General features: G+C 40.9%; 28 protein-coding genes, 1 tRNA gene, 3 pseudogenes and 1 riboswitch. Of the genes and pseudogenes, 16 read left to right on the plus strand and 16 right to left on the minus strand.

Going from position 1 to position 23,748, the window contains the following annotated elements; translation table 11 throughout:
- Nucleotides 1–152: 152 nt before the first annotated feature.
- The 5 genes from manA to ACQVGT_RS14250 all read right to left on the minus strand — a co-directional run bounded on the left by manA (nucleotide 153) and on the right by ACQVGT_RS14250 (nucleotide 6,242).
- Nucleotides 153–1,100 (minus strand): mannose-6-phosphate isomerase, class I, encoded by a 948-nt coding sequence (manA, locus tag ACQVGT_RS14230; RefSeq protein ID WP_015383390.1) that lies wholly within the window; start codon nucleotides 1,098–1,100, stop codon nucleotides 153–155.
- A 14-nt stretch (nucleotides 1,101–1,114) separates the two neighbouring features.
- Entirely contained in the window at nucleotides 1,115–3,067 is a 1,953-nt protein-coding gene (manP, locus tag ACQVGT_RS14235; RefSeq protein WP_015383389.1) for a PTS mannose transporter subunit IIABC, read from the minus strand.
- A 148-nt stretch (nucleotides 3,068–3,215) separates the two neighbouring features.
- The gene (manR, locus tag ACQVGT_RS14240; protein ID WP_015483104.1) at nucleotides 3,216–5,162 is read right to left on the minus strand and encodes a mannose transport/utilization transcriptional regulator ManR; all 1,947 of its coding nucleotides are present in this window, start codon (nucleotides 5,160–5,162) and stop codon (nucleotides 3,216–3,218) included.
- Nucleotides 5,163–5,467: 305 nt separating this feature from the next.
- Nucleotides 5,468–5,785 (minus strand): YjcN family protein, encoded by a 318-nt coding sequence (locus tag ACQVGT_RS14245; RefSeq protein WP_015483103.1) that lies wholly within the window; start codon nucleotides 5,783–5,785, stop codon nucleotides 5,468–5,470.
- A gap of 139 nt (nucleotides 5,786–5,924) precedes the next feature.
- Nucleotides 5,925–6,242 (minus strand): putative quinol monooxygenase, encoded by a 318-nt coding sequence (locus ACQVGT_RS14250; protein ID WP_015383387.1) that lies wholly within the window; start codon nucleotides 6,240–6,242, stop codon nucleotides 5,925–5,927.
- Between the two features lie 247 nt (nucleotides 6,243–6,489).
- Here ACQVGT_RS14250 and ACQVGT_RS14255 point away from each other — a divergent pair, with 247 nt between their 5' ends.
- Together ACQVGT_RS14255 and ACQVGT_RS14260 are read left to right on the plus strand one after the other, a co-directional pair.
- Nucleotides 6,490–6,876 (plus strand): SGT1 domain-containing protein, encoded by a 387-nt coding sequence (locus ACQVGT_RS14255; protein ID WP_236822439.1) that lies wholly within the window; start codon nucleotides 6,490–6,492, stop codon nucleotides 6,874–6,876.
- Between the two features lie 167 nt (nucleotides 6,877–7,043).
- Nucleotides 7,044–7,181 (plus strand): hypothetical protein, encoded by a 138-nt coding sequence (locus ACQVGT_RS14260; RefSeq protein ID WP_015483101.1) that lies wholly within the window; start codon nucleotides 7,044–7,046, stop codon nucleotides 7,179–7,181.
- Between the two features lie 393 nt (nucleotides 7,182–7,574).
- Here ACQVGT_RS14260 and ACQVGT_RS14265 read toward each other — a convergent pair whose 3' ends face one another.
- Together ACQVGT_RS14265 and ACQVGT_RS14270 are read right to left on the minus strand one after the other, a co-directional pair.
- Nucleotides 7,575–8,204, minus strand: coding sequence for a hypothetical protein (locus ACQVGT_RS14265; protein WP_015483100.1), 630 nt, complete (start codon nucleotides 8,202–8,204; stop codon nucleotides 7,575–7,577).
- Entirely contained in the window at nucleotides 8,176–9,186 is a 1,011-nt protein-coding gene (locus tag ACQVGT_RS14270; protein WP_015383384.1) for a hypothetical protein, read from the minus strand. Before ACQVGT_RS14270 ends, ACQVGT_RS14265 begins: the two co-directional genes overlap by 29 nt.
- 518 nt (nucleotides 9,187–9,704) lie before the next feature.
- On the opposite strand from ACQVGT_RS14270, the pseudogene ACQVGT_RS14275 reads away from it, so the two are divergent.
- Together ACQVGT_RS14275 and ACQVGT_RS14280 are read left to right on the plus strand one after the other, a co-directional pair.
- A pseudogene (locus ACQVGT_RS14275) lies at nucleotides 9,705–9,812 on the plus strand (T7SS effector LXG polymorphic toxin); the annotation flags it as partial.
- A gap of 173 nt (nucleotides 9,813–9,985) precedes the next feature.
- The gene (locus tag ACQVGT_RS14280; protein WP_015483099.1) at nucleotides 9,986–10,186 is read left to right on the plus strand and encodes a hypothetical protein; all 201 of its coding nucleotides are present in this window, start codon (nucleotides 9,986–9,988) and stop codon (nucleotides 10,184–10,186) included.
- A gap of 139 nt (nucleotides 10,187–10,325) precedes the next feature.
- Here ACQVGT_RS14280 and ACQVGT_RS14285 read toward each other — a convergent pair.
- Nucleotides 10,326–10,597 (minus strand): annotated as a pseudogene (locus tag ACQVGT_RS14285) (N-acetylmuramoyl-L-alanine amidase); the annotation flags it as partial.
- On the opposite strand from ACQVGT_RS14285, the pseudogene ACQVGT_RS14290 reads away from it, so the two are divergent.
- The 4 genes and pseudogenes from ACQVGT_RS14290 to ACQVGT_RS14305 form a co-directional block, all read left to right on the plus strand.
- Nucleotides 10,578–10,841, plus strand: a pseudogene (locus ACQVGT_RS14290) (hypothetical protein); the annotation flags it as partial. The pseudogenes ACQVGT_RS14285 and ACQVGT_RS14290 overlap by 20 nt on opposite strands.
- A gap of 11 nt (nucleotides 10,842–10,852) precedes the next feature.
- On the plus strand, nucleotides 10,853–11,251 hold the full coding sequence (locus ACQVGT_RS14295) for a CDI toxin immunity protein (RefSeq protein ID WP_015383381.1): 399 nt from the start codon (nucleotides 10,853–10,855) through the stop codon (nucleotides 11,249–11,251).
- A 27-nt stretch (nucleotides 11,252–11,278) separates the two neighbouring features.
- Nucleotides 11,279–11,587, plus strand: coding sequence for a hypothetical protein (locus ACQVGT_RS14300; protein WP_015483097.1), 309 nt, complete (start codon nucleotides 11,279–11,281; stop codon nucleotides 11,585–11,587).
- Nucleotides 11,588–11,630: 43 nt separating this feature from the next.
- Entirely contained in the window at nucleotides 11,631–11,933 is a 303-nt protein-coding gene (locus ACQVGT_RS14305; RefSeq protein ID WP_041518222.1) for a contact-dependent growth inhibition system immunity protein, read from the plus strand.
- A gap of 133 nt (nucleotides 11,934–12,066) precedes the next feature.
- Here the strand turns inward: ACQVGT_RS14305 and ACQVGT_RS14310 are convergent.
- Nucleotides 12,067–12,139 (minus strand) — tRNA-Val (locus ACQVGT_RS14310).
- 168 nt (nucleotides 12,140–12,307) lie between these two features.
- Here ACQVGT_RS14310 and ACQVGT_RS14315 point away from each other — a divergent pair.
- Complete coding sequence (locus ACQVGT_RS14315) at nucleotides 12,308–13,498, plus strand: DUF819 family protein (RefSeq protein ID WP_015383378.1); 1,191 nt, start codon at nucleotides 12,308–12,310, stop codon at nucleotides 13,496–13,498.
- A 69-nt stretch (nucleotides 13,499–13,567) separates the two neighbouring features.
- On the plus strand, nucleotides 13,568–14,116 hold the full coding sequence (locus tag ACQVGT_RS14320; protein WP_015383377.1) for a GNAT family N-acetyltransferase: 549 nt from the start codon (nucleotides 13,568–13,570) through the stop codon (nucleotides 14,114–14,116).
- 29 nt (nucleotides 14,117–14,145) lie between these two features.
- Here ACQVGT_RS14320 and metC read toward each other — a convergent pair whose 3' ends face one another.
- Both metC and metI read right to left on the minus strand, forming a co-directional pair.
- The gene (metC, locus tag ACQVGT_RS14325) at nucleotides 14,146–15,318 is read right to left on the minus strand and encodes a cystathionine beta-lyase (RefSeq protein WP_015483095.1); all 1,173 of its coding nucleotides are present in this window, start codon (nucleotides 15,316–15,318) and stop codon (nucleotides 14,146–14,148) included.
- The gene (gene metI / locus ACQVGT_RS14330) at nucleotides 15,311–16,432 is read right to left on the minus strand and encodes a cystathionine gamma-synthase/O-acetylhomoserine thiolyase (protein ID WP_003232857.1); all 1,122 of its coding nucleotides are present in this window, start codon (nucleotides 16,430–16,432) and stop codon (nucleotides 15,311–15,313) included. The genes metC and metI overlap by 8 nt, the downstream gene beginning before the upstream one ends.
- A 67-nt stretch (nucleotides 16,433–16,499) precedes the next feature.
- Nucleotides 16,500–16,619, minus strand: a riboswitch (SAM riboswitch).
- A 167-nt stretch (nucleotides 16,620–16,786) separates the two neighbouring features.
- On the opposite strand from metI, the gene ACQVGT_RS14335 reads away from it, so the two are divergent.
- From ACQVGT_RS14335 to ACQVGT_RS14345, 3 genes are read left to right on the plus strand one after another with little or no spacing between them, the layout of a single operon-like run.
- A complete protein-coding gene (locus ACQVGT_RS14335; RefSeq protein ID WP_015383376.1) occupies nucleotides 16,787–17,509 on the plus strand; it encodes an esterase family protein in 723 nt (240 codons plus the stop codon).
- 36 nt (nucleotides 17,510–17,545) lie between these two features.
- The gene (locus ACQVGT_RS14340) at nucleotides 17,546–18,061 is read left to right on the plus strand and encodes a YjcG family protein (RefSeq protein ID WP_015383375.1); all 516 of its coding nucleotides are present in this window, start codon (nucleotides 17,546–17,548) and stop codon (nucleotides 18,059–18,061) included.
- Between the two features lie 3 nt (nucleotides 18,062–18,064).
- Nucleotides 18,065–18,487, plus strand: a complete 423-nt coding sequence (locus tag ACQVGT_RS14345; RefSeq protein ID WP_015383374.1) for a GNAT family N-acetyltransferase — start codon at nucleotides 18,065–18,067, stop codon at nucleotides 18,485–18,487.
- A gap of 71 nt (nucleotides 18,488–18,558) precedes the next feature.
- Here ACQVGT_RS14345 and ACQVGT_RS14350 read toward each other — a convergent pair whose 3' ends face one another.
- Nucleotides 18,559–18,813, minus strand: coding sequence for a hypothetical protein (locus ACQVGT_RS14350; RefSeq protein ID WP_003232866.1), 255 nt, complete (start codon nucleotides 18,811–18,813; stop codon nucleotides 18,559–18,561).
- Between the two features lie 116 nt (nucleotides 18,814–18,929).
- On the opposite strand from ACQVGT_RS14350, the gene ACQVGT_RS14355 reads away from it, so the two are divergent.
- Complete coding sequence (locus ACQVGT_RS14355; RefSeq protein WP_015383373.1) at nucleotides 18,930–21,209, plus strand: ATP-dependent helicase; 2,280 nt, start codon at nucleotides 18,930–18,932, stop codon at nucleotides 21,207–21,209.
- Between the two features lie 73 nt (nucleotides 21,210–21,282).
- Here the strand turns inward: ACQVGT_RS14355 and spoVIF are convergent, their stop codons facing one another.
- The 4 genes from spoVIF to yjcA all read right to left on the minus strand — a co-directional run bounded on the left by spoVIF (nucleotide 21,283) and on the right by yjcA (nucleotide 22,745).
- Nucleotides 21,283–21,537: a sporulation-specific transcription regulator SpoVIF gene (spoVIF, locus tag ACQVGT_RS14360; RefSeq protein WP_014479471.1), complete on the minus strand. Its 255-nt coding sequence runs from the start codon at nucleotides 21,535–21,537 to the stop codon at nucleotides 21,283–21,285.
- A gap of 132 nt (nucleotides 21,538–21,669) precedes the next feature.
- Entirely contained in the window at nucleotides 21,670–21,819 is a 150-nt protein-coding gene (yjcZ, locus tag ACQVGT_RS14365; RefSeq protein ID WP_003232872.1) for a sporulation protein YjcZ, read from the minus strand.
- Nucleotides 21,820–21,900: 81 nt separating this feature from the next.
- A complete protein-coding gene (locus tag ACQVGT_RS14370) occupies nucleotides 21,901–22,107 on the minus strand; it encodes a hypothetical protein (RefSeq protein ID WP_003244769.1) in 207 nt (68 codons plus the stop codon).
- 281 nt (nucleotides 22,108–22,388) lie between these two features.
- Nucleotides 22,389–22,745, minus strand: a complete 357-nt coding sequence (gene yjcA, locus ACQVGT_RS14375) for a sporulation protein YjcA (RefSeq protein ID WP_015383372.1) — start codon at nucleotides 22,743–22,745, stop codon at nucleotides 22,389–22,391.
- Nucleotides 22,746–22,904: 159 nt separating this feature from the next.
- On the opposite strand from yjcA, the gene cotV reads away from it, so the two are divergent.
- Together cotV and cotW are read left to right on the plus strand one after the other, a co-directional pair.
- A complete protein-coding gene (gene cotV / locus ACQVGT_RS14380) occupies nucleotides 22,905–23,291 on the plus strand; it encodes a spore coat protein CotV (protein ID WP_015483093.1) in 387 nt (128 codons plus the stop codon).
- Nucleotides 23,292–23,331: 40 nt separating this feature from the next.
- Complete coding sequence (gene cotW, locus ACQVGT_RS14385) at nucleotides 23,332–23,661, plus strand: spore coat protein CotW (RefSeq protein ID WP_014476455.1); 330 nt, start codon at nucleotides 23,332–23,334, stop codon at nucleotides 23,659–23,661.
- The last annotated feature ends 87 nt before the right edge of the window (nucleotides 23,662–23,748 follow it).

Raw genomic sequence — 23,748 nt, forward strand, 5'->3', positions numbered from 1 at the left:
GACTACCAACCGAATCGTGTTTTTTCATTCTTTACCATATACAGAAAAGAGTGTAACATTTCTTCTCCAACTATTAAACTCTTATTTTATTTAGATCATTGCTGGAGAATAGGAGTGTTCACTCGCAAATTTATTTCTCAAGCCCTGCTATGTTACAGATGGGAGACGATACATTCTGCATATCCTTCGAGTTTAAATTCTCCAAGACCGTGAGGCAGCAACATATGATCTCCTTTTTTGAAAGGATAGACATACTCACCAGAGATCATACGGCCCTCCCCTTCAATCACACTGATAAGAAGGAATGGTTTTTGCTGCTTTAAGCTTGCTGATCCTGATAAGTTCCATTTCCCCACCGAAAAGTAAGCGCATTCAACTAATGTCGTTGTAAGCAAATCCTCAATTTGTTCATGGTGAACCGTTTGCCGCTCTGGAATAGATGGGACCTCTATCACTTCGATGCTCTTTTTCAGATGAAGCTCGCGCAGCTTGCCTTCTGCATCTTTTCGGTCATAATCATATAATCTGTAGGTTGTGTCTGAGTTCTGCTGCGTCTCTAAAGCAAGAATACCTTTTCCAATCGCATGAACAGTACCGCTTGGCACATAGAAAAAATCCCCCGGCTTTACCTTTACACGGCGCAAGAGCTCATCCCATTCTCCACGCTCTATCATGGTAGTTAGTTCTTCCTTTGTTGTTGCATTGTGGCCATAAATAATCTCGGCATCTTTTTGGCAGTCAATAATGTACCAGCATTCTGTTTTTCCAAGCTCACCGTTTTCATGTATGTTGGCATATTCATCATTCGGATGCACCTGAACAGATAAGTCCTGGTCAGCATCTAATATTTTTGTAAGCAGAGGGAAACGGTCCCCTTCAAGCTGTCCGAATAAATGTCTGTGATGTTCCCATAATTCGCTGAGCGTGAACCCCTTATACATTCCGTTTTGAACAACGCTTTGACCATTTTGATGCGCGGCAAAAGCCCAGCACTCTCCTGTTCGTTGTGACGGAATGGTATAGCCAAAATCAGCTAAAGCGGTCCCGCCCCAAATTCTTTCTTTGAAAACAGGCTTGAAAAATAACGGTTCAGTCGTCATGAAAATCCCCCGCTTTATTCGATTTCTTCCAGCAGCTTGTAGGCTTCTTCTGTTGTTTGCACGGAAAGCAGCCGCTTCCTATAATTGTCATCCATTAGCTTTCGAGATAGCATCTGCAGTATTTTGAGATGCTGGTTTCCCCCGCTCTCTTTCGGTACAGCAATCATAAAGATTAATTTAGCTTCTGATTCATCCAGGCTATTCCAATCAACGCCTGATCGTTTGATCCCAAAGGCAACACTCGGCTCCCTGACCGCCTCAGACTTTCCGTGCGGAATTGCGATATTCATGCCGATCGCCGTTGTTCCCTGTTGTTCACGATTCAAAATGGCTTGTTTAAACCCGCTCTCTGAAAGCAGCGCACCTCTTCGGGACAATTTCTGAATCAATTCATCTATGATGTCATCCCTCGTTTCCCCCGATAAATTTGGTTCAATTAATTCCGGGCTGATAATATCTGTCAGTTTTTTGATTTCCGACATCTCAGCTTTTTGGCTTTGATTTGGCTGCTTTATTTCATTTGCTGCCGCAGCTTCACTTGGCGCGGAGGGCGGTGCAGTTTCACTGAGCACAGGAGACGCCGTAATATCCTTTTTTAGTACATTGACGAACAGAGCAGTGACAAGAGATCCTGCAATCACAGCAATAAAAAACATCAAGACATGATCAACTGCGCCAAGCACTGCAACGATAGGTCCGCCGTGCGCCACTCTGTCTCCCACATTGCCAATCATGGCTATCACAGAACCTGTCATAGAACCTGCCATAATACTTGGAATGACTCGAAGAGGATCCTGCGCCGCAAATGGAATCGCTCCTTCAGTAATGCCGAAGAGTCCCATCGTAAATGCTGCTTTCCCCATTTCTCTTTGAGATGCCTCGAATTTTCTTTTTCCTAAAAACGTCGCAATGCCAAGACCAATCGGCGGGATGCAAATGGCGACAGCAATTGGTCCCATAATTTCATAATTTCCTTCTCCAATCATTGCCGATCCAAACAGAAACGCCACCTTATTTACGGGACCGCCCATATCAAATGAGATCATTGCCCCTAAAATCAATGCCAGAAGGATCGAGCTCGACCCTTTCATCCCCGCCAGCCAAACTGTTAAAGAGGCGAAAATTTGAGCTACAGGCGCGCCGATCAAAAACACAAACGCTAAACCTACAATCAGTGATGCAAACACCGGAATAATAATAATCGGCATAATCGGCTGGATGGCTTTTGGAACTTTTAATTTTTTGATCCCGAGTGCAGCGTATCCGGCCAAAAACCCGGCAATAATCCCCCCGAGAAATCCGGCGCCGCTTGCGCTGTCATAAAAACTTCCAGTCGCCGCAATATATCCGCCGATCATCCCTGGCACAAGCCCCGGTTTATCAGCGATGCTATAGGCGATATAGCCGGCTAAAATCGGAATCATAAATGAAAATGAAGCACTGCCGATCTGTTCAATCGTTTTCCAGAAGGAATCATCCGGAATAACTAAGCCTTTAGGTGTTTTCTCCCCTCCAAGCGTTAATGCAACCGCTATCAATAATCCGCCGACAACAATGAAAGGAACCATAAATGAAACGCCGTTCATTAAATGACGGTAAATTGGATTTTGTTTCTTCTCCTGATGATTGACGGATTCCGATTTTAAAGCGGAACGATAAACCGGTATATCCCCGTTAAGAGCTTTTTGAATCAATTCTTCCGGTTTGCGGATGCCGTCCTGTACCCCCACAGACAGCAGTTTTTTGCCTATAAACCGGTCTTTGTTTACCGAGCGGTCTGCAGCAATAATGATTGCATCCGCTTCGCGAATTTCCTCTTCGGTTAGCTTATTTTCGACACCAATTCCCCCCTGGGTCTCAACTTTGATGCTAACGCCCAGTCTGTCAGCAGCTTTTTGCAGATTTTCCGCTGCCATATACGTATGGGCGATTCCATTCGGACAAGATGTAATCGCTAACAGTTTCATAGGAAACCTCCTTTAAAGTGTGAATAATAAGATCTTGTCTCAACTGTATACCGAAATCAGCTCATTAAAATCGCTTTTTTTACCATAGGCTTCCGGTAATAAAGGCATTTTTCCCTATAACAAAAAAAGCAAGGAATAATCCCTGCTTTTAATAATCCAAATGAGATAAAAATGTCATGACATTTGTTTCTTTCGTCAGCTTCTGGACGAAGGCCGGCTGCTCGCTAAGATATGAAAGCTCGCTAAACAGCTGCTTTGTCATGGTTTGATCCTCGTGTTTGACAGCCAGCATAAAAACGAGCGAAACTTTTTCATTTCCCCATTCAAGCGGCTCCTTTAATGTGGCAATCGCGATTGCTGATTGTTTAATAAATTTAGCGTTTGCATGAGGAATGGCAATGCCTGATCCAATATTTGTCGCCGACATTTTTTCCCTCATCACCGCATGAACCGCATAGTCCTTATCAACATAGCCTTTCTCACACAAAGCTGTCGCCAGCTGTTCGATTAACTTGTAGCGATGCTCCGCCTCCTGCTGCAAAAAAACCAAAAAAGGAGTCGTATTGTTCAGCATCTGAAACGTTTTTTGTTTTTGGCGGTGTGATTCGCCCAGCTGACGTATAAACGCACTTAATTTCATCTCTTCGCCAGGCTCTAAAAGCGGAGACACAACAATATGGGGAACCGTTGTATTCTCCAGCGCAATGGTGGATATGACAAGATCAATATCCTCATGCTTTTTGATATAATCCTTTAAATCGGCCTTTGCAATACAGGCCATTACAGCGATTTGATGACATTTCCGTTCAATTTTTGTCCGCAGCAATTGTGACATCCCAATCCCCATGTGGCAGACGATAACCGCCTTTTTATGTGTTTCGCTGCTGCCCTGCATCCGTTCGATCGCTGCCTGAAAATGCAATGTCAAATATGCTGCCTCTTCCTCAGGAATATGAAGATCAAAAGTTTGATTGATATCTTCCAAAACATCAATGATAAGGTGGAACAAATAAGGGTACATCTTTTTGATGTCATTGAGCATAGGATTTGCTACAGAAAGATCGTAGCTCAGCCGTTGTAGCACAGTATTGAGATGAATGTTCAAACCATTGATCAAATCCTGATCCTTATGAAAATCCATCATTTTCAGCTCTGAAACACGATTGATTAAATGCCCTACAACCTTAGGAAGCACAGCATTTTCAAGGTTCTCTTCTGTCTGCAATGGATAACGAACTTTACCGCCCAATATATGTAATGTTAAGTACACGGCTTCTTCTTCAGGGAAGCGGATTGCAAAAACCGGTTCAAGCCGCTGTAAACAAGCAAATGTCCATTGATATTCTTTCCTCTTTCTTACTGCCGCCATTTCTTTTGGGGACAATGAAATCGGCTGCTTCATTTTGATGCGGCGGACCATTAACAATGTATGCAGCAGCAAGCTTTCAAACGTTTCGTCTGTGAAATAGATAGAATGCTTTTTTTGTAATGATTTGATTTCTTTCGTCACAAAATCTACTTCATGACTTAAGAACTTACTTTTAATAAATTGGCTAGTAAACTCCGTGTTATCTATCAAATCAGATATTCTTGCCAATGCTTTTCTTTTATTTCTTTCGTTCCCTTCAACCTTTAATCCAAGCCGCTGCCTAGAAACCAGTGTGAGATCAAAACGCTTCAGCCACTCTTCTACTGCGTATAAATCCTTTTTTATGGAAGATCGATTGACAAAATGCCGAGCGGCAATGTCTTTTGCGGAAACAGGCTTCGGATTCATTAATAAGTCATAAGCAATGTGCAGCATTCTTTCTTCATCGCTCCGCTGCCTAGAAGAAAAATGTTCAGTATGTAATTGTTGGCTTAGCCAGGTCCTTTCCTGTTCTTCTATATGTAAATAAACGCCCAACCCTGGTTTTCGAATAAGCTGTGCATGAGAATGCTCATTGAGATAATCCTCGATCACTTTCAAATCATTCCGGATTGTTTTTTCAGAACACTGTACCCTATCTGCGAAATCTTGCACAACTAAATAGTCATCAGGTTCAGATAACAACAGATACAAAATCTCTTTTTGTCTTGTATTTATGTATTCCATCTGTTTTTCTATCCTTCCTGTCAGTATCTACTTGAGCAAATTGATAGTATAAGTATACTATATAAGAAACCGTTTACATTATAAAATAAAATCATAGAGACAAAAGTTTCGTTTTTTACCGAAGCTTCCGGAAAAAAGGGATTTTATGATTTTGAGTTAACTGCTAGAAACGATCTGATTCTGTGATAGTTTCTTTTTTCGTTTTATGTCAACTTAGTATACGAAATAAAAAACGGACACCAACCAAAGCACAGCGTTCTCTGTCCAGTGATCAGTATCCGCAGACCTTCCATCTCGGGCATTTTTTACGGCCCGGTTCCACAGTCTACTTTATATTTACCATCTGATGCTTTTTTTGAATAGCATAAGTGAGGCGTTTGTCCAGTTTCATCTTTCCAATCTAGCCAATTTACATAATAAAGATTCCCAGATTCATTGTCACCTTCTTTTTGAAGAACTGCAAAGTAGCTTTGATAGGGATATCCTCTTTTATAAATTTCGTGTCTGATTGCTCCTTTTTCAGAAGCAGCTGTAAAAACAACAGGAGATAGAACCGGTAGTGCTATCAATATAACTATAAGTGCTGCTAAAAGGGAAAGTATAATTGTGGTTTTCTTTTTCATTTTTTTCTCCAAGCTTTTAAACTTATTATTAAGAATATGTATTTAATTCTCCGCATGATATTGTTGGCGGAGTTGGACAACAATCCGCCAACAACTTTCCGATTCTTAGTTTTTGAATGTCTCTTTTGAAGACGCCTTTTCAATCATTCACATTGCTTTTCATTAACCATTCTACTTCCGTTAATTCTTGTTTTTGAACGTCTATTGTGTGTTTTTTCGTGAAATGGGTTTTCACAGCTTCTTCGTTTTCCCAAATCTCCCAAAGCATTATTTTACGTTCTAATGGCTCAAGCGGATAAGCATGGAATGTAATACAACCCTCTTCTTTGTTCGTTTCTTCCTCAAGTTTTTTGAATTCCTTCATTATCTCATTAAGGTCTTTATCACTGATGATTTTTAAACATGCCGTTATGTAATGCATCGAAATTCCCCCTCCTATCATTTTATGGCTTTTCATTATAACATTTTCTTGAAAAAGATAGATGCTATTTATAAATCATTAGACGACTTCGAGTGCATCCCTCACCAATACAATAGAGTTCTATTATCATTTTTTTACCGATATGTATCATTTTAGAACGAGAGATTTAGTTATTGCTTTAACATATTATCGCGAAGCCGAAAAATATCTTGATTTATTAGATAAAAACGCAAATACAGATAAGGCAGAGTTCTATTTCAAAATGTCAGAAGTCTATTACTATATGAAAGAGACTCATTTTTCAATGAACTATGCCCAGCGAGCATACTCTATATTTAAAGAGCAAAAAGATGCTCAGGGGAACCTTACATATGGCAAGGAAATGGTCCAATGTCAGTTTGTTATCTTTGGGAACTGGCTAGATAAAATGTGTTATGAGGACGCTTTAGAAACAGCTGAAAAAGCCTTAAATGATGCTATAAAAATAGGGGAACAACATTTAATTGGTTCAGCTCATTTTAATGTGGGATTATGTTATAATAATCTTGAAGAACTTGACAATTATGAAAAAAATTTCAAATCGCCTATGATCATAAGAATCGAAAGCACATTTATGAGTCGAAAGCGATTTTTAATCTGGCGTATGTCAAAGCAAAGAAGAATGATTTAAAGGCTGCGTTAGAATTATACCAGGAAGGTCAGAAGATTGCTGCCCGACACAACAACCAGGAAGTAACCGAGAAATTAAAACTGATTAAAGGTCTTTATTTATCATTTGACTTACAAACACTTAGAGAAGTGTTCAAGTTCTTCAAAGAGAAAAACCTTTATGGTGATATGGAAGAATACGCTGTTGCTGTTGCTGATTTTTTGACCAACAAAGAAGACAGACATGATGCGGTCGATTTTTATCAAATGGCAATTGAAGCACGTAAACAAATTCAAAGGGGGAAACATTTAAATGAAAAAATGTAAAATTGCAATTTGTTTAGCGCTCTTGCTTGGCATTGTTGGAGTATCCAGCGCTTCATACGCTCTTTCTGAGCAGTCCACTTATAAGGTCGCAGATAGAGCAGCAACTTAATATGATATTAAGAAATAACCCCATTTTGGAAATGGGGTTTTTATTTTATCTTCTCAACTCAATATTATTCCTGAGTTTTCATTTAAATCATATACTGCATCAATAAACCGACAGCCCCTATAAAAAGTAAAAAACCCTTGCACAGCAAGGGTTTAAGCTATGATTCCGACTGGGCTCGAACCAGCGACCTCTATCCTATCAAGGTAGCGATTATGTTCTGATGCGAAAATGAACAAATTGGTCCCCAATTTGTCCCCATCTGAAAAACATTTAATTACATAAAGTCAATTATTCTCCTCATAATCAGCCACGAACAAGACATATCTGTACAGTAGACTTGCATTTCTAATAGACGTTACTAAAGCAAATAGAATTAAAGCTAACCATAAGAAACCGAATATCAAAAGAAAAATTTTTAACCATAATACTTCTAGATAAGCTGGGAAACTTTCTAAATTATACAGATACTTAAAAACTAAAATAATTAAGATTCCGATAAATAAAATTAATAATCCATAGACCATCGAGAATGAGAAAAAAACTAATATTTGCTGTAAAATTGTGTCGTTGGCACTCTTACCGTTACTTATTTTTTTACTTTTCAAAAATCTTAATATCTTATTGTTACTAGATGCTATTACCGACAAAGAAGTCGTATTGAAACCCGTTATTATTGCAACAATTGTAAGTGAAACTGTGGTAATTTCATTAATTGAGTTTAGAAGATTTTTATTAGTGTCACATAAAATACTAATTAATAAAAACATTATTAAAGAAGTAATTGAAATGGTCAATAAATAAAATATCCATTCCTTTTTGGTTGTATACTTCTTGTATTTTTTTATTATTTCAAATATATCTCTGTTTATGTTGTCACTTTCTTCTTTAACCCGCTTGATCCTCCTCTGTTTCATTAATAAACACTCCTTCAAATTGTTCTATATCATTTTTGTACTTTAAAGGATTATCTCTTTTACAGATTTTAACCATTTCTTTATTTAAGTCCCTCAATGAAGGATTTCCACTTTCATTATGTTCTACACCGATATCAAATGCTCTCTGAATATTTTCAAGTTCAATCGTTCTTTGTCTCCCAGAATTCAATTGACCACTAACACCTATTCCATCATAATTTTGAGACTCAAATAGTTTTTTGAAATATGCTGCCACATGTTTTACTGAGCCTTTTTTCACTTTATTCTCAAAAGAAACTTTAACTCGTGTTACACCTGATATCCCATTTTCTGTAGCGTTATTATAGTGGTACATCAAATCAGCTGCTTCGTTATTTGCACCTGCCCCTTCATTAACATCTTTGTAATAATAGGCATCTTTAATTGTAGAAAACTCTTCAATTTCTTCAAAAAATGTTTTACTAGGTAAAGAATTTATTTTATAAAAGCTATTTTTCCATATTTTAATCGGAGAATACTCTTTATTGAAAGTCTCAATATAATTATAAATTAATTCTCTATGGTACCTAAAGAATTTTCGAATCATTGAAGCACGCGCAACACCTTCAGAGTCTTTCTCGATTAAAAGTAATCCTGTTTTTTTATGAATTAGAAAATAAACCTCATTTTTTACTCCGTGCTCTTTTTCTTTTTTTCCTGCTTCAGTTTGATTAGGAACATCAATTATCGTTTGTTCTTTTCCATATTTTGCAGTGAAAAAAATCCCTTCCAAAAAATCAGCATCTTCTGATTGATTTATCGATTGAAGATTAATCATCTTATTTTTATTTCTAAAAGCTCTCTCTTTAATATCAACTTCCAAGATTAATTTTAAGTATGTTTCCATGAGTTCACTATCAAACCTATCTTGATCCCACTTATCCCCTGTAAACTTAGGTGTACAGATTTCATATCCTAGAACTGTTACCGGTTTTTTCTCCATTTTTGGTCCTCCTCTTTAGGATGACCCGTAGAACATATATATTTTTTCTCCTGTAATATGATAAACTACAGATGATTATTTTGACGTACGGGTCTACCTGTATGTCTTTTTTTCTGTAGGTTGATATTATCATATAAAGGAATTTTTGAAAATCTTTACATCTCCTTTCTAGATTATTATTTGCATTAACAGCCCTCTTAAATTAGGTGGCAAACGTAGGATACGACTCTTTATCCCCGCATATAATCAATATTATTTCAACCACTTAAATTGGCTAAATGACTCATATTTAATTACTATTTTTCTATTTTTGAATCGCACACTAACTTTTTCTTCATTTTTTCATAGTAATATCTTGTTAAAACATTTCAAACGAAAGGATACACATTAAAGTATTTGAAGCAAAGACGTTTCCGAAACAGATAAATATGCAAAAGAATACAAGGCCTTCGAAGCTCAGCTGATTTAGAAGATAGTAAGTTCTCCCAGCAAAAGGTGCGTTTCGGGCTATCTGTGTTTACATAGAAGAATCCTTCTTAGAACACGACCTGGCTAACACATATGTAAAATCAAAAACCATTTTGTCTGAACAAAAGAAAGCTATGAAGGATATCTTAAATAATATCTTTCCTTCCGCCTTATCTAGATTTAGTAAAAAAGTTCTTCTTCGTTAAATTAAAAACTGGATAAGGGAAACATCATTTCTTATACCATTAGACATATTACGGATTGCTTAATTTTTATATAACTGTTGGAAAAGGATTTTCCGCCTGCGATAATTAAATAAGAGGTGAAATCAATGAATGGTATAGAATTTTTAGAGTCCGTGTCACAACTGGGACAAATAATTTTATTGTTCTCCGGCTACGCCCTTTACTGGAAATTAGGTAAAATAAAAAAAGAACGAAAGCTTACAAAATATGAAACTTTTCTTAGGCTCTTTGTAATGTTCGGCATATTTGCATGGGCACTTTCGTTTCTTGCTTTGCATTTGTGGTAACAATCTTCTGTCGATATTTCACTAATTATGTCTAATTTTTTAATTATTAATTAAATTTCCTTTTTATTGAAAAACGGAAGAGTATCGCCTTTTTTGATTGTGTAAATGCTCCCAGAAGCTTTAGACTCAGATGATGACGGTTTAGATGTTGTCTTTCCTCCCAGCACCTTCAATTCTGACTCAATGGCTGACTTAACTTGGTTCCATCTGCCCTCAGCTAAAATGCGGTGCAAGCAATCCTTTCCGCTTCAGCTCCTGATGTTTACGGACACGATCAATTCCCCAGCCGCGCTCTTTAAGCAGCTACGCCACAAACTTGATAGCCAATTTTTCAGCAGTGTAGTATTTAGCGCCTCCTGACTTGCTATAACAAATACCAACACCAATCAAATTACGGTTCCCGGGACCATTAGGAATAGATTCAAAACCTTTTATAGATACTTTATCTAAAAGCGCAGGCTTTGGTAAAGTTACTGGCCGAATGTCTGGAGATAATAAAGTCCTTTGGAGATTAGATTATGACCCTGAAAAGGGACCTCATATAAATGTTGAGGATTATAGAAATGGAAAAGGAAATAAGGCAAAGAAATATTATATACCTTTTAACGGAAACGAAGAAACTTATAAATCACTTTTAAAACATTTAAATAAATAGGAAGTGTTAATATGACTTTATACGAAGAATGTCTAGAAGCTCTTGGAAATGACAAAGAAGTCCTCACTATTTCTGAGACACGTAAATATCATGAACAACTTGGTGAAGGTTTCCCCTTCACATCATGGGGAAGAATTAAATGGGATGAAGTAACTTCTCACAGATCTATTGATTACGCTGATGATATTGATGAATGGTTAATTGAGAATAAAATAGATGATAAAACTGTTATTCTCCTTTGGGCTTACGGTGATTATCCAGCTATAAAAACCAACTTAGACAACGCCTTAAACGTAATTGATGATGTAACTGCTGTAGGTTCCGATACTTTCATGTTCAGCGAATCTGGTTATGTTATTGAATTTTTCCATGATGGAGATGTAACAATAGGAAAGGCAATAGGAAAATAATAGCCCTGCTTAGTTAAGAGGATCAATATGAATTTAGAGAAAAAGATGAAAACTATATCAATTAAACGAAAAAAACTTAATCTTAATGATGACTATGGAATTCAAAAAAGTTGGGATGAAATAATTGAAGTTCTCTCAGAAAATGAGGAAAATACAATTAGCTATCTAGAAAATTGTAATAAAGAAGATTTATATTGGATCAGTGAAGTATTTGAAGATTTAGCTGAAGGTTTACAAAGTAAAGAACTTATTAATTGTTTAAGAAAATTAGATGAAAAGTACCCTGACTTAGAAATGACAAACGATATTGATATAGCAGAAAGCTATATAGAATAAGATACGCACCATTTCTCAGATTTGAAATTAACATTTCTTGGTGGTGATTGAAATCGAAATTTCTGAACCTGTATTTCAATTTCTAGGAGGTATATTTCATCAAGATATAGAAACTCCAGAGTCAGCACTGGACGAATACTTAGAAGAGATTCCAAAAGAAGAGCAAGAAACTGATATAGCTGCATTGAAAGATTTTATTAACAGCGATTATTCGGATGAAGAAAAGAATGATTTTATCGATGAAGCTGCTGACGGAGTGGACGTTCTTAGTTACGGCGTATCTCCAATCATATGGCTCGAACAAGTTATTCAAAAAATCGAAAAGAATATTGAAACTTTAACCTAGCATAGAAACAGAGCTGATTTTGAATTCACTTCAAAATCAGCTTAAAAAAACTTCCGTCCCCAACTCGATGAATGATGACAAAATCAATAAATAGGCAAAATAAAAAACCCTTGCTGCGCAAGGGTTTAAGCTATGATTCCGACTGGGCTCGAACCAGCGACCTCTACCCTGTCAAGGTAGCGCTCTCCCAGCTGAGCTACGGAATCATGATATGTATGGCTGGGTATGTTGTTGTCTTTCTGACAAGTTCTATTATATAACCTTCCCTTCTATTCGTCAACTGCTTTTTCAGAAAAACTTTTTTTGGACTTGCTGTTCTGTTCCCCGGCCATTATAATATGTCTTAATTTTCTAACAATAGGGGTGATGGGGTTTTGCATTCTTTGATTTCTTCCGATGATGTTTGGATATTATGGGGGTTTATTGCGGTGTGGGCGGCAGTGAGCATCGGGCTGGAGCAGCGCTTTAAGTGGGCTTCTGCTGTGTCGGGCGCTATTATCGCCCTTGCAGGTGCTATGGTGTTTACAAATGTAGGAGTGCTCCCTGTTGAGTCGCCTGTGTATGACACTGTGTGGTCTTATGTGGTACCACTGGCGATACCACTTTTATTGTTTCAGATCAATGTTAGGCAAATTTTTAAGGAAAGCAGGCGTTTGCTGTTTATTTTTCTGATTAGCTCCGCTGGCACTGTCCTTGGGAGCATTCTAGCTTTTTTTCTACTCAAACAGCATATTCCTTACTTAGATAAAATCGGTGGGATGATCAGCGCCTCTTATATCGGCGGCGGGGTCAACTTTGCGGCGATGGCGGCAAAATTTGAGACGCCTGGTGAATATGTGTCGGCTACCGTTGTGGCTGATAATTTTATGATGGCGCTTTTGTTTTTTATTTTAATCAGCATTCCTGCACTCAAATGGTTTCAGCGGCATTATGCCATGCCGTTTGAAGAGAAGGTAAAAGCCGATGGAAACAGCGGAAACAGTGCTGAAAGCTATTGGAAACGGAAGGATATTTCCTTAAAGGATATCGCATTTAATGCCGGTGCTGCTTTCGCGCTTGTTGCGGTGAGTATGAAGGTTTCCGGTTATTTTAAAAGCATTTTTTCTCATCCCCTGCTGACCGGTACGCTTGGCGATCAGTACCTGGTGCTTACGTCTTTAACTGTTCTTATCATTTTTCTTTTCCCGCGTTTTTTTGAAAGGCTCAATGGATCTCAGAAGCTTGGAACCTTTTTGATTTATTTGTTTTTTGTGGTGATCGGCATTCCTGCAGATCTCCGCTTAATCGTCACGAATGCGCCTCTTATTCTATTATTCGTGTTTATCATTGCGATCAGCAATTTATCAGTTTCCTTAGCTGCCGGAAAATTGTTCCGTGTGCGGCTTGAAGAAATTCTGCTCGCCGTCAACGCTACTGTCGGGGGACCGACGACTGCGGCTGCGATGGCAATTGCCAAGGGATGGCGGGAGCTTGTCGCCCCGATCATGCTTGTCGGTACGCTCGGCTACTTAATCGGCAACTATGTTGGCACTTTTATGGGAAATTGGTTTTCTTCCTTCTTATAAAAAGGATATTTGCATTTCCCTGAGAATAATGTAAGAGGAATGCTGACATGAGAACGGAGAGATCACTGTATGTTAAAAGGAAAAACCATTTATGTTAGACCTTTAGAAGTAACGGATGCCGAAGAAAATCTGCGGCTGCAAAGCGAAAATCGAGATTTTTTCGAACAGTTTTCTATGATACGCGCAGACGATTACTATACGGTTGAGGGGCAAAGAAAACGGATAACCGAGTATCAGGAAAGACTTGAGAAAGATGAAGAATATCATTTTGGCATCTTTACAGCGTCAGACGATAGATTAATCGGGACGGTTTCGCTCTTTCAAATCATCCGTGGCGCGCTGCAAACTGCGTTCATTGGGTATTTTTTAGACAAAGCCCATAATGGAAAGGGCATTATGACAGAGGCAGTCAGATTGGTTGTTGATTATGCGTTCCACGAATTGAAACTGCATCGGATTGAAGCCGGTGTGATGCCCCGTAATCTCGGGTCCATGCGTGTTTTAGAAAAAGCGGGATTTCATAAAGAAGGCATCGCCCGAAAAAATGTGAAAATTAACGGCGTTTGGGAGGATCATCAAGTCCTCGCGATTCTGAATCCTGATGACGAACAATACTAAAAGAAGCCGGGACATCCCCGGCTTCTTTTTTAACGAACCGCAACTGGAGCAATTTCTTTCAGCGCTTGTTCGAAATCGTGTTCTAAATCGTCTGCATGTTCGACGCCCACACTCAGACGGAGCAGGCCATCAGTGATACCGCGTTTTTCACGCTCTTCCTTAGGCATTGCCGCGTGAGACATCGTTGCCGGATAGGACAAAATTGATTCCACTGCGCCAAGGCTGACAGCGAAGACCGGCAGTGACACATTCTCGACTAATTTCTTAACGGCCTCTTTGCTTTCAAGCTCAAAAGATAGCACGGCGCCCGCTCCCTTCGACTGGCTTTTATGGGTTTCAGCGCCGGGATGATCAGCCAGTCCCGGATAATACACGCGCTTCACCGCCGGGTGCTTCTGGAAAAATTCCGCAAGCCGCTGGGCTGTTTGACTCGCTTTCTCTAAACGGACCTGCAATGTTTTTAATCCGCGCAGGACAAGCCAGCAATCCTGTACGCCAAGGACGGCGCCGAACGCGTTTTGCAGCTTATACAGCTTCTTCCCAAGCTCTTCATCTTTGACAGCAGCCAAACCTGAGAGCACATCGCTGTGTCCGCTTAAGAATTTTGTCGCGCTGTGAAGTACAATATCCACGCCGAGATCAAGCGGACGCTGCAGTGCCGGCGTCATAAATGTATTGTCCAGAAAGGTCAGGCAGCCGTTTTCTTTTGCAAGCTGAACAACCGCTTTAATATCCGTAATCCCAAGTGTCGGATTTGATGGCGTCTCCATATAAATGACCTTTGTGTTCGGCTTGATGCTCCGCGCCAATTCATTACGATCCGTCATGTCGACAAACGTATGCTCAATGCCAAACCGGGTCAGCACCTCTGTCACCATACGGAAGGTTCCGCCGTATACATCTTCTGTCACAAGAACGTGATCACCCTGTGACAGCAGTAAAAATGCTGTTGAGATAGCAGCCATGCCTGAACTGAAAGCAAATCCTCTTGTTCCGCCTTCCAATGCGGCAATTGTTTCTTCGAGAGCTGTTCTTGTCGGCGTGCCAGAGCGGCTGTAATCATATGCCCCGAACTCTTCAAATGAAGATTGGTGAAAAGTCGAGGCGTGCTGAATCGGTACACTGACCGCCCCGGTTCCGCCGTCTGTTTTAAATGGATTGTGCACGAGCTGGGTTTCAAGCGTCCAATTGTGTTTACTCAAATGAAACAGCTCCCTCTTTGACCTGACATAATGCCTGCTTTAGATCCTCTTTTAAATCTTCCGCATGTTCAATTCCGACAGAAAAGCGCAGCAAACGATTGCACACCCCGTTTGCGATGCGGATCTCTTCAGGAATATCCATGTGCGTCTGGGTCGCAGGGTATGTAATAAAGCTTTCCACCCCGCCGAGACTTTCTGCAAAACAAATGGTCTTCAGTGCTTTTAAAAACGGATTGACCCATTCTTCTTTTTGCAGACGGAAGGACAGCATGCCGCCTTTTCCGGGATACAGCACATCCGAAATTTCTTCCTGCTCTTCTAAAAACGCCGCAAGCTCCTGCGCGTTTGCCTGATGCTGACGCATTCTGAGGCTCAGCGTCTTCATTCCTCTCATCAGAAGCCACGAATCAAATGGCGGCAGGACAGCGCCGATTGCATTTTGATGCTGAAACATTTCCTCTCCGAGCCGCTCATCCTTCACCACGACAAGCCCAGCAAGCAGATCGTTATGCCCGCCTAAATACTTGGTTGCGCTGTGAATGACAATGTCAGCTCCCAGCTCAAGCGGCCGCTGCAAGACCGGTGTATAAAATGTATTATCTACGATCAGCAGAAGACCGTGCTCCTTTGTAATCCGGGCAATATGTTCAATGTCCGCCTCCTGCATGAGGGGGTTTGTCGGCGTTTCCACAAACACCGCTTTTGTATTCGGCGTAATCTTAGAGCGTAAACAGTCCTCATCGCTGAAATCATCATAATGAAAAGTCAATCCGTATTTTTTCCATTCATTTTCAAATAAACGGTACGTGCCGCCATATAGGTCCGATGAAACGATCAGTTCATCTCCGCTTTTAAACAGCGCCATAATCGTTTGGATAGCAGCCATTCCCGAACTAAAGGCAAGCCCTCTTGCGCCGTTTTCTAAGTTAGCGATGGCGTCCTCAACAAGCTGGCGTGTCGGATTTTTTGTGCGGACATAATCAAATCCAGTTGATTCTCCGATCCCTCTGTGGCGGTATGCTGTTGATAAATAAATAGGAGCACTCACTGTTCCCGTGACTTCATCGCTTCGGTTCCCAATTTGGGCTAATTTCGTTTCAACGTGCTGTGACATATAGCTGACACCTTCCCTTTTCAAAATAAAAACCCCTTCTTCATAAGAAGAAGGGGTTTAACGCTTCTTCTTATCTTCCAAGCATAAAAACGCTTGCTGGATTTAGCACCTTGGCGCTTTGCACATGCAAAACAAGCCGGTTGCTGAGGTTTCTAAGGGCCAGTCCCTCCACCTCTCACGATAAGAAATATCGATTTCAATTTTCTGATTGTTTTATATTAGCGCAATTCACAGTTTATTTCAACACTTTTTTCTTCGTGTGTCGAACCGTTTAAAGAGAGAAATTTCTAATAATTCATGGTACAATAATTGAAAATGCAAGAAAGTATAGTGATGTCCTGGAGGAATGTTTTTATGGCACCGAAAAACGGCACAGTGCAAGAAAAGAAATTCTTTTCAAAAGAGCTTAACGAGGAAATGACCTTACTTGTTTATCTGCCGTCCAACTACTCCCCGCTTTATAAATACCATGTCATTATCGCTCAGGACGGCCACGATTATTTCAGGCTGGGGAGAATCGGCAGACAGGTTGAGGAATTGCTGTCGAAACGCGAAATAGACCGGAGCATTATTATCGGTGTTCCTTATAAGGATGTAAAAGAGCGCAGAAACACCTATCATCCGGAGGGTTCAAAATTTTCGGCGTATAAACGGTTCATCGCCCATGAGCTCGTTCCTTTTGCAGATGATGAGTATCCAACCTATCAGATCGGTTACGGCCGAACGCTGATCGGTGATTCGCTCGGAGCAACCGTGTCACTTATGACAGCGCTTGATTATCCGAATATGTTTGGCAACATCATCATGCAGTCTCCCTATGTTGACAAACACGTACTAGAAGCCGTAAAACAGTCAGACGATATCAAACACCTCTCTATTTATCACCAAATTGGAACAAAAGAAACTGACGTCCACACGACAGACGGGAACATCCTGGACTTTACAGAACCGAACCAGGAGCTGAAGCAGCTGCTGGAGAAGAAGCTTTCTGATTATTATTTTGAGCCATTTGACGGAGACCACAAATGGACATACTGGCAGCCGCTCATCACCCCGGCGCTGAAAAAAATGCTTTAACACTCTATCATACTTTATTTCCAGGAGGGACATAATATGAAATACGGAATCGTTTTATTTCCATCAAAAAAGCTCCAAGACCTTGCAAACTCTTACAGAAAGCGCTATGACCCAAGCTACTCTCTGATCCCGCCTCATTTGACGCTGAGAGCATCCTTTGAATGCGCGGAGGAGAAAGCGGATCAGCTCGTATCACATTTAAGAAACATCGCAAAAGAGTCCCACCCAATCGTTCTCAAAATGACAAAATACAGCTCATTTGCGCCTGTTAATAATGTCATTTATATTAAAGCAGAACCGACGGAAGAGTTAAAAACACTCAATGAAAAGCTATACACCGGTGTGTTGGCAGGCGAACAGGAATATAATTTCGTTCCGCATGTGACGGTCGGCCAAAACCTTTCCGACGACGAGCATTCAGATGTGCTGGGACAATTAAAAATGCAGGAAGTGTCGCATGAAGAAATCGTTGACCGTTTCCACTTGCTTTACCAGTTGGAAAACGGATCGTGGACAGTATATGAAACCTTCTTGCTAGGCAGAGGAGAATAATGTTTGAAAGCAGTTATCGCAAAAAGTGAAGAACAACTGAAAGATGCATTCTATGTAAGAGAAGAAGTCTTTGTCAAAGAACAAAACGTGCCTGCTGAAGAAGAAATTGACGAACTTGAAAATGAGTCAGAGCATATCGTCGTGTATGACGGTGAAAAGCCTGTCGGCGCTGGAAGATGGCGCATGAAGGACGGCTACGGCAAGTTAGAGCGGATTTGCGTACTGAAAAGCCACCGCTCAGCCGGTGTCGGCGGCATCATTATGAAAGCGCTCGAAAAAGCCGCGGCAGACGGAGGCGCTTCCGGTTTCATTTTAAACGCGCAAACACAGGCTGTGCCGTTTTACAAGAAACACGGGTATCGCGTGCTTTCTGAAAAAGAATTCCTCGATGCCGGCATTCCGCACTTACAAATGATGAAGGACTGAACGCATCCGGATCTTTTGAGATCCGGATTTTTACTGCGTATAAAAAACCGTTCTCTGGTATGAACGGTTTTTTATACATATCGATTAATATATGTGCCCATTCCTTTTTCTCGCAACCTCTTATAAAGAGAGCGCTTACGTTTCATCTCGTTTACTTTTCTTTCAGCGGCCGTTTGATTCTCCTGCTGCTTTTCCAGTTCTTTGTATACCCGCTGAAACGGGACATAGCTGATTTTTTCGGTTCCGGCATAATCCTGCTTATGTCCAATCGTTCTATTAGCATATTGAGCGTATTGCTGGTTCTGAATTTGACCTGCATATATCATACAATACCCACCCCTCTGCTGTCTCTTTTCCCTTAAACTTACTTTTTGAAACACATTTCTTTTGATATGATAGTCATTGTCTGTAATGAACACCTTTTGATTGGGAGGACCCCTTTTTGAAATGCGCCCGACTGAATGATAGAATCATACATTTACATACATATTCGAGAGAACATTATCAATTCCTCTTTGAAGAGGGAATAAAAGGACATTTATTTTGTTCTCATTGCGGAAAGCCCGTTCTGTTACGGCTTAACATCGCCGATCCGCCAGAGTTTATCCATCGCCAGCCAGGCGATTTTCCGGCATGTGAGGAGGCGTGCGAACCGAAGCCCGCTAAAGAGGAAAAAAAAGAAGACGATCAGGAATCTGGTGTCATTCGTTTACCCAAGGGAAAAGCGATCGCCGCTGACCCGTCCCCAGCTGTTACGGAATGGCACCGTCCTAGAAGCATTAAACCAGGAACACCATTTGTGCCAAAAACAATAGAACCCGATACGAGCCTTTTTCCGTCTGTCGGTTTAAACACGGATCAGCTGAAAGCTGTCACGGAAACAGAGGGCCCGCTGCTTGTGCTTGCAGGTGCGGGGAGCGGAAAAACACGGGTGCTGACAGCCCGTGCCGCCCACATGATCGAACACTTAGGCATACCGCCTGAAAATATGCTGCTTGTCACCTTTACAACAAAAGCTGTCGCTGAAATGAAAGAGCGTATGGCGAACCAGTACGGATTACAGCCGGCAAAAGTCAGAAGACTTGTGACAGGAACATTCCACAGTCTGTTTTATAAGATCTTGTATCACTCTAATTCTGCTAAATGGAACGGTGAGCATCTGCTGAAAATGGAGTGGCAGCGGGAACAATATATCAAAAAAGCGCTCTATGAAGAGGGCATCGATGAGAAAGAATTCCCAGTTGACCAAGCCCTGCAGCAGATCGGTTTTTGGAAAAACACTTATGTCCCAAATGAACGCATCCCTCTAAAAGATGAGTGGGAAAAACAAGTTTATCGTTTATATGAACATTATGAACGCCAGAAAAAAGAACACAGCCAATTTGATTTTGATGACATGGCTTCAGCCTGCTATGAATTGTTTATCGAGCGGCCTGACCTTCTGGAACAATATCAATCTCGGTTTACGTATATCTTAATTGATGAGTTTCAGGACATTAATCCGGTTCAATACAAAATCATGCAAATGCTCGCCAGCCCGGAGCAAAACCTGTGCTGTGTCGGAGACGATGACCAGTCCATCTACGCGTTTCGCGGAAGCAATCCATCTTTCATTCTTGATTTTCAAAAGGATTATCCGGGAGCGAAGACGATCTATTTAACTGCGAACTACAGGTCTACGCACCCGATCGTCTCTAGTGCTGATATCGTCGTGAAAAAGAACAAAAACAGATATGCCAAAACGCTTGAAGCGGCCCGCGATGACATTCAGGTCCCTGTGCTGTTTTATCCTTATGATGAAGAGGAAGAAGCCACAATGGTCGTTTCCGATATCAAAGAAAAAATTCAAAATGGAGCCAGTCCAGAAGACTTTGCGGTTCTTTACCGCACAAACAGCGGAGGCCGTGCTATTTATGAAAGGCTTCATCAATCGTCAATTCCGTATACAGCTGACCGCGGCGTCCAATCGTTTTACAGCAGACGGATCGTCCGCCAGATTCTCGCCTACTTGTACGCCAGCCAAAATGAGGATGACACCGAAGCGATTAAACACTTGCTTCCCGCCTTGTTTTTAAAACAGTCCGCTTTGAATACGCTGAAGGCGCTCTCGATTACAGAGGACTGTACCATGATCAAAGCGCTGGCCAAATTGCCTGATCTGAAGCCATTCCAGCTGGACAAAATCAAGAAAATCGTACCGTTTTTTGCAAGCCTCCGCACAATGAAACCCGTAGAAGCCATCACCTTTGCAGAAGGAAAAATGGGCTTCTCCGAGTATTTAAAAAAGCGGGGCAATGAGGGCAACAAGCTGGAAAAAGGTTCCGATGACCTGCGCGACATCAAGGTTGTCGCCAAGAAGTTCAAAACAATTCCTGACTTTCTTGCCCACGTAGACCATATGAGGGCCGCTGAGAAAAATAGAACGGATGAACATGGCGTTCAGTTGATGACCATTCACCGGTCAAAAGGCCTTGAATTCAAAACAGTCTACGTGTTAGGCACTGTAGACGGCTCGATTCCGCACGATTTCTCATTAGAAACGGCAAGAAAAGGAGACGAGGCCGCTCTTGAGGAGGAAAGACGCCTTTTATATGTAGCCATGACCCGGGCGAAACAGCATTTATATTTGTCTTGCCCCGCTAACAGGCGCGGCAAAACAGCCAACCGCTCAAGATTTTTGTATCCCCTGCTACAGAAAGCAAGACAGCCCTTGCATCATTAACAGCCCGGCAGATTACTGCCGGGTTTTTACTGTAAAAAAAGGCCCGCTGCAGTGAGTCAGCCAGGCCATCCACTTATTTATTATCCATCATTTTAGAAATCGTGCCAAAATCAAGCTTTTCTTTTCCGCTTGTAATAGATTCCACAATTTTATCTTCTAATTCTTTTGGTACGCGTCTGTTTGCGAGCTGCGCTACGCGGTTAATCACACTGCGCACTGTATTTTCATCTTTAAAATTAGCGTTTTGGAGTGATCCGGCAAGATTCATTACATCCTGCATCTTCACACCTGTTTTCTTTTCGATGTTCTTAAAAAATTGATTATCCATAATGCGCCTCCTTTTGGCGGAGTAATACGGTATTGTATGAATGCACATAATACAATGTGCTTTTCCAACATTTTTAAAAATAAACACAAGGCAAGGAAGCACGGGTTATAACCCGTACTTCCTCAATACATCTTAAAAGAAAGATGCACCTACGATGATGAGGAGAATGAATAATACGACCAACAAAACAAATGTTGAACCATAGCCGCCGCCGTAACCGCCAGCATAACCGCCATAACAGCCGCCGCCGTAGCCGCCGCCGAATCCGTATCCAAAGCCCATAGATAAGCACCTCCTTTACTCTCTATACACTATGTGAGCTGCTGGGATCGGCTTGGATATTCGCATAGGGCGTTTGCGGATTTACGATTGATCATATTGAGCTTGATGTTTTTTAAGTAAGGCCTCCGTTTTTTCAGCGAGCTCTTCAATCTCATCTTCAAACTCCAGACCGGCTTTATCAAATGCATCCAAGTCTTTTCTGATACTGCCCATCGTGTCTTCATGCTCTTTTTGCTTTTGTTCGTGTGGTTCATATCTTCCTTCTATCCATTTTTCAAACTCATTCACTTTTATCCCCCCGCTTATGATATATGCTGAGCGAGGCCGCCTCGTTAAAAAAACAAAAAACCGGAGTTCTCCGGTTTCTTTGCCAGGCTATTGAGGCTTTTTCTTTTTATTTCCGCACCCACAGCCTTTCTTTTTTATCTTTTTTGATTGATACGATGAATCTGTATATGGAGATTTTTGGGAAGGTTTATGATGCTGATTCATTTTTGTCCCCTTCCTTTCCTTATGTCATATATGCTACTTTATGCGTATTCTGACAGAAAGTTGCTAGTGGTAACGCCTTATTCTTGCAGCCATTTTGATACGAGCGTTTCTATAATGCCGGCAAGTCCGGCGATCGCCAAAAGTAAAATCAGCCACTGCGCCGCTTGCGGGATCACCGCCTGGCATAAAATCAAAAAGCCGGCGCACCACACGCCTGTGCACCAATAGCAGCTCAGCAATTCACCAATAAACGCCCTGATACCGGTTCCTTTAATCACGATATAGGTTTGAATGTTCCCGTCCGCATCCTTTTCTTCCTTCTCTTCATGAAACAGACTGCGAAGCGGCGCCATAATTGTGTCAAACACCAGCAGGCGGGCGAGCCGAAAGACCGCAAGCGATAGAAGAACAATTGTCAGCCCATTTATAACCACTCGTTCACTCCTTTGCCAACCATGATCCCTTCACTTATATGCGAAAACCCTATTCTTCATGAATTGTATCTTGTCCGGCAGAAAATTGGTTATTTTTATTATTCCGCTCGGCACCCCATTTGCATTATATAGAGTATGGATAAGAAAGGAGTGAAGGTTATGTCATTTGAAGAAAAAGTCGAATCCCTGCACCCTGCAATATTTGAGCAATTATCAAGCGAATTCGAACAGCAGATCGAAGTCATTGATTGCGAAAATATCACAATTGACACGTCACATATAACAGCTGCCCTTTCTATACAAGCCTTGGTGACAACAATGATTATCCTGGCAACACAGCTCGTCATCGCCGACGAGGACTTGGCTGACGCAGTGGCAAGCGAAATTCTTATTCTCGATAACTCGCAAATAAAAAAAAGAACCATCATTAAAATTATCAACAGCCGCAACATCAAAATTACTTTGTCTGCCGACGAAATAATAACCTTTGTACAAATTTTGCTTCAGGTGCTTAACAGCATTCTCCTTGAAATTGACGTCCTTTAACCCTTTCTTTTCACAAACTTAAAAGCCGAGGTGAAAACAAATGTCAGATAACGATAAAATCAAAGAAGAGCTTGAAAAGCTTCCGGAAGCTGATCCAATGACGAAAATGCTGGTTCAAAATATCTTTCTTAAACACGGTGTCACGAAAGACAAAATGAAAAAAGTATCAGATGAAGAAAAAGAAATGCTCTTGAATCTGGTAAAAGACTTGCAGGCTAAATCAGCTGCATTAGTTGAAAATCAAAAGAAGAAAAAAGAAGAAGCCGCCGCGCAAGAGAAAAAGAACGAAAAACCGCTAAGCCGGAGAGAACAATTAATTGAACAGCTCAGACAAAGACGTCAAAACAATAACAATTCAAACCAATCATAAAAAATAGGGTTCTTCATCAGGATATATGCCTCAGTCAAAGTAAGAGGCTCGCTCATTTAATAACAGTAAAAGAAAAGGAGGAATAGA

The organism is Bacillus sp. SCT118 (genome assembly GCF_058566435.1).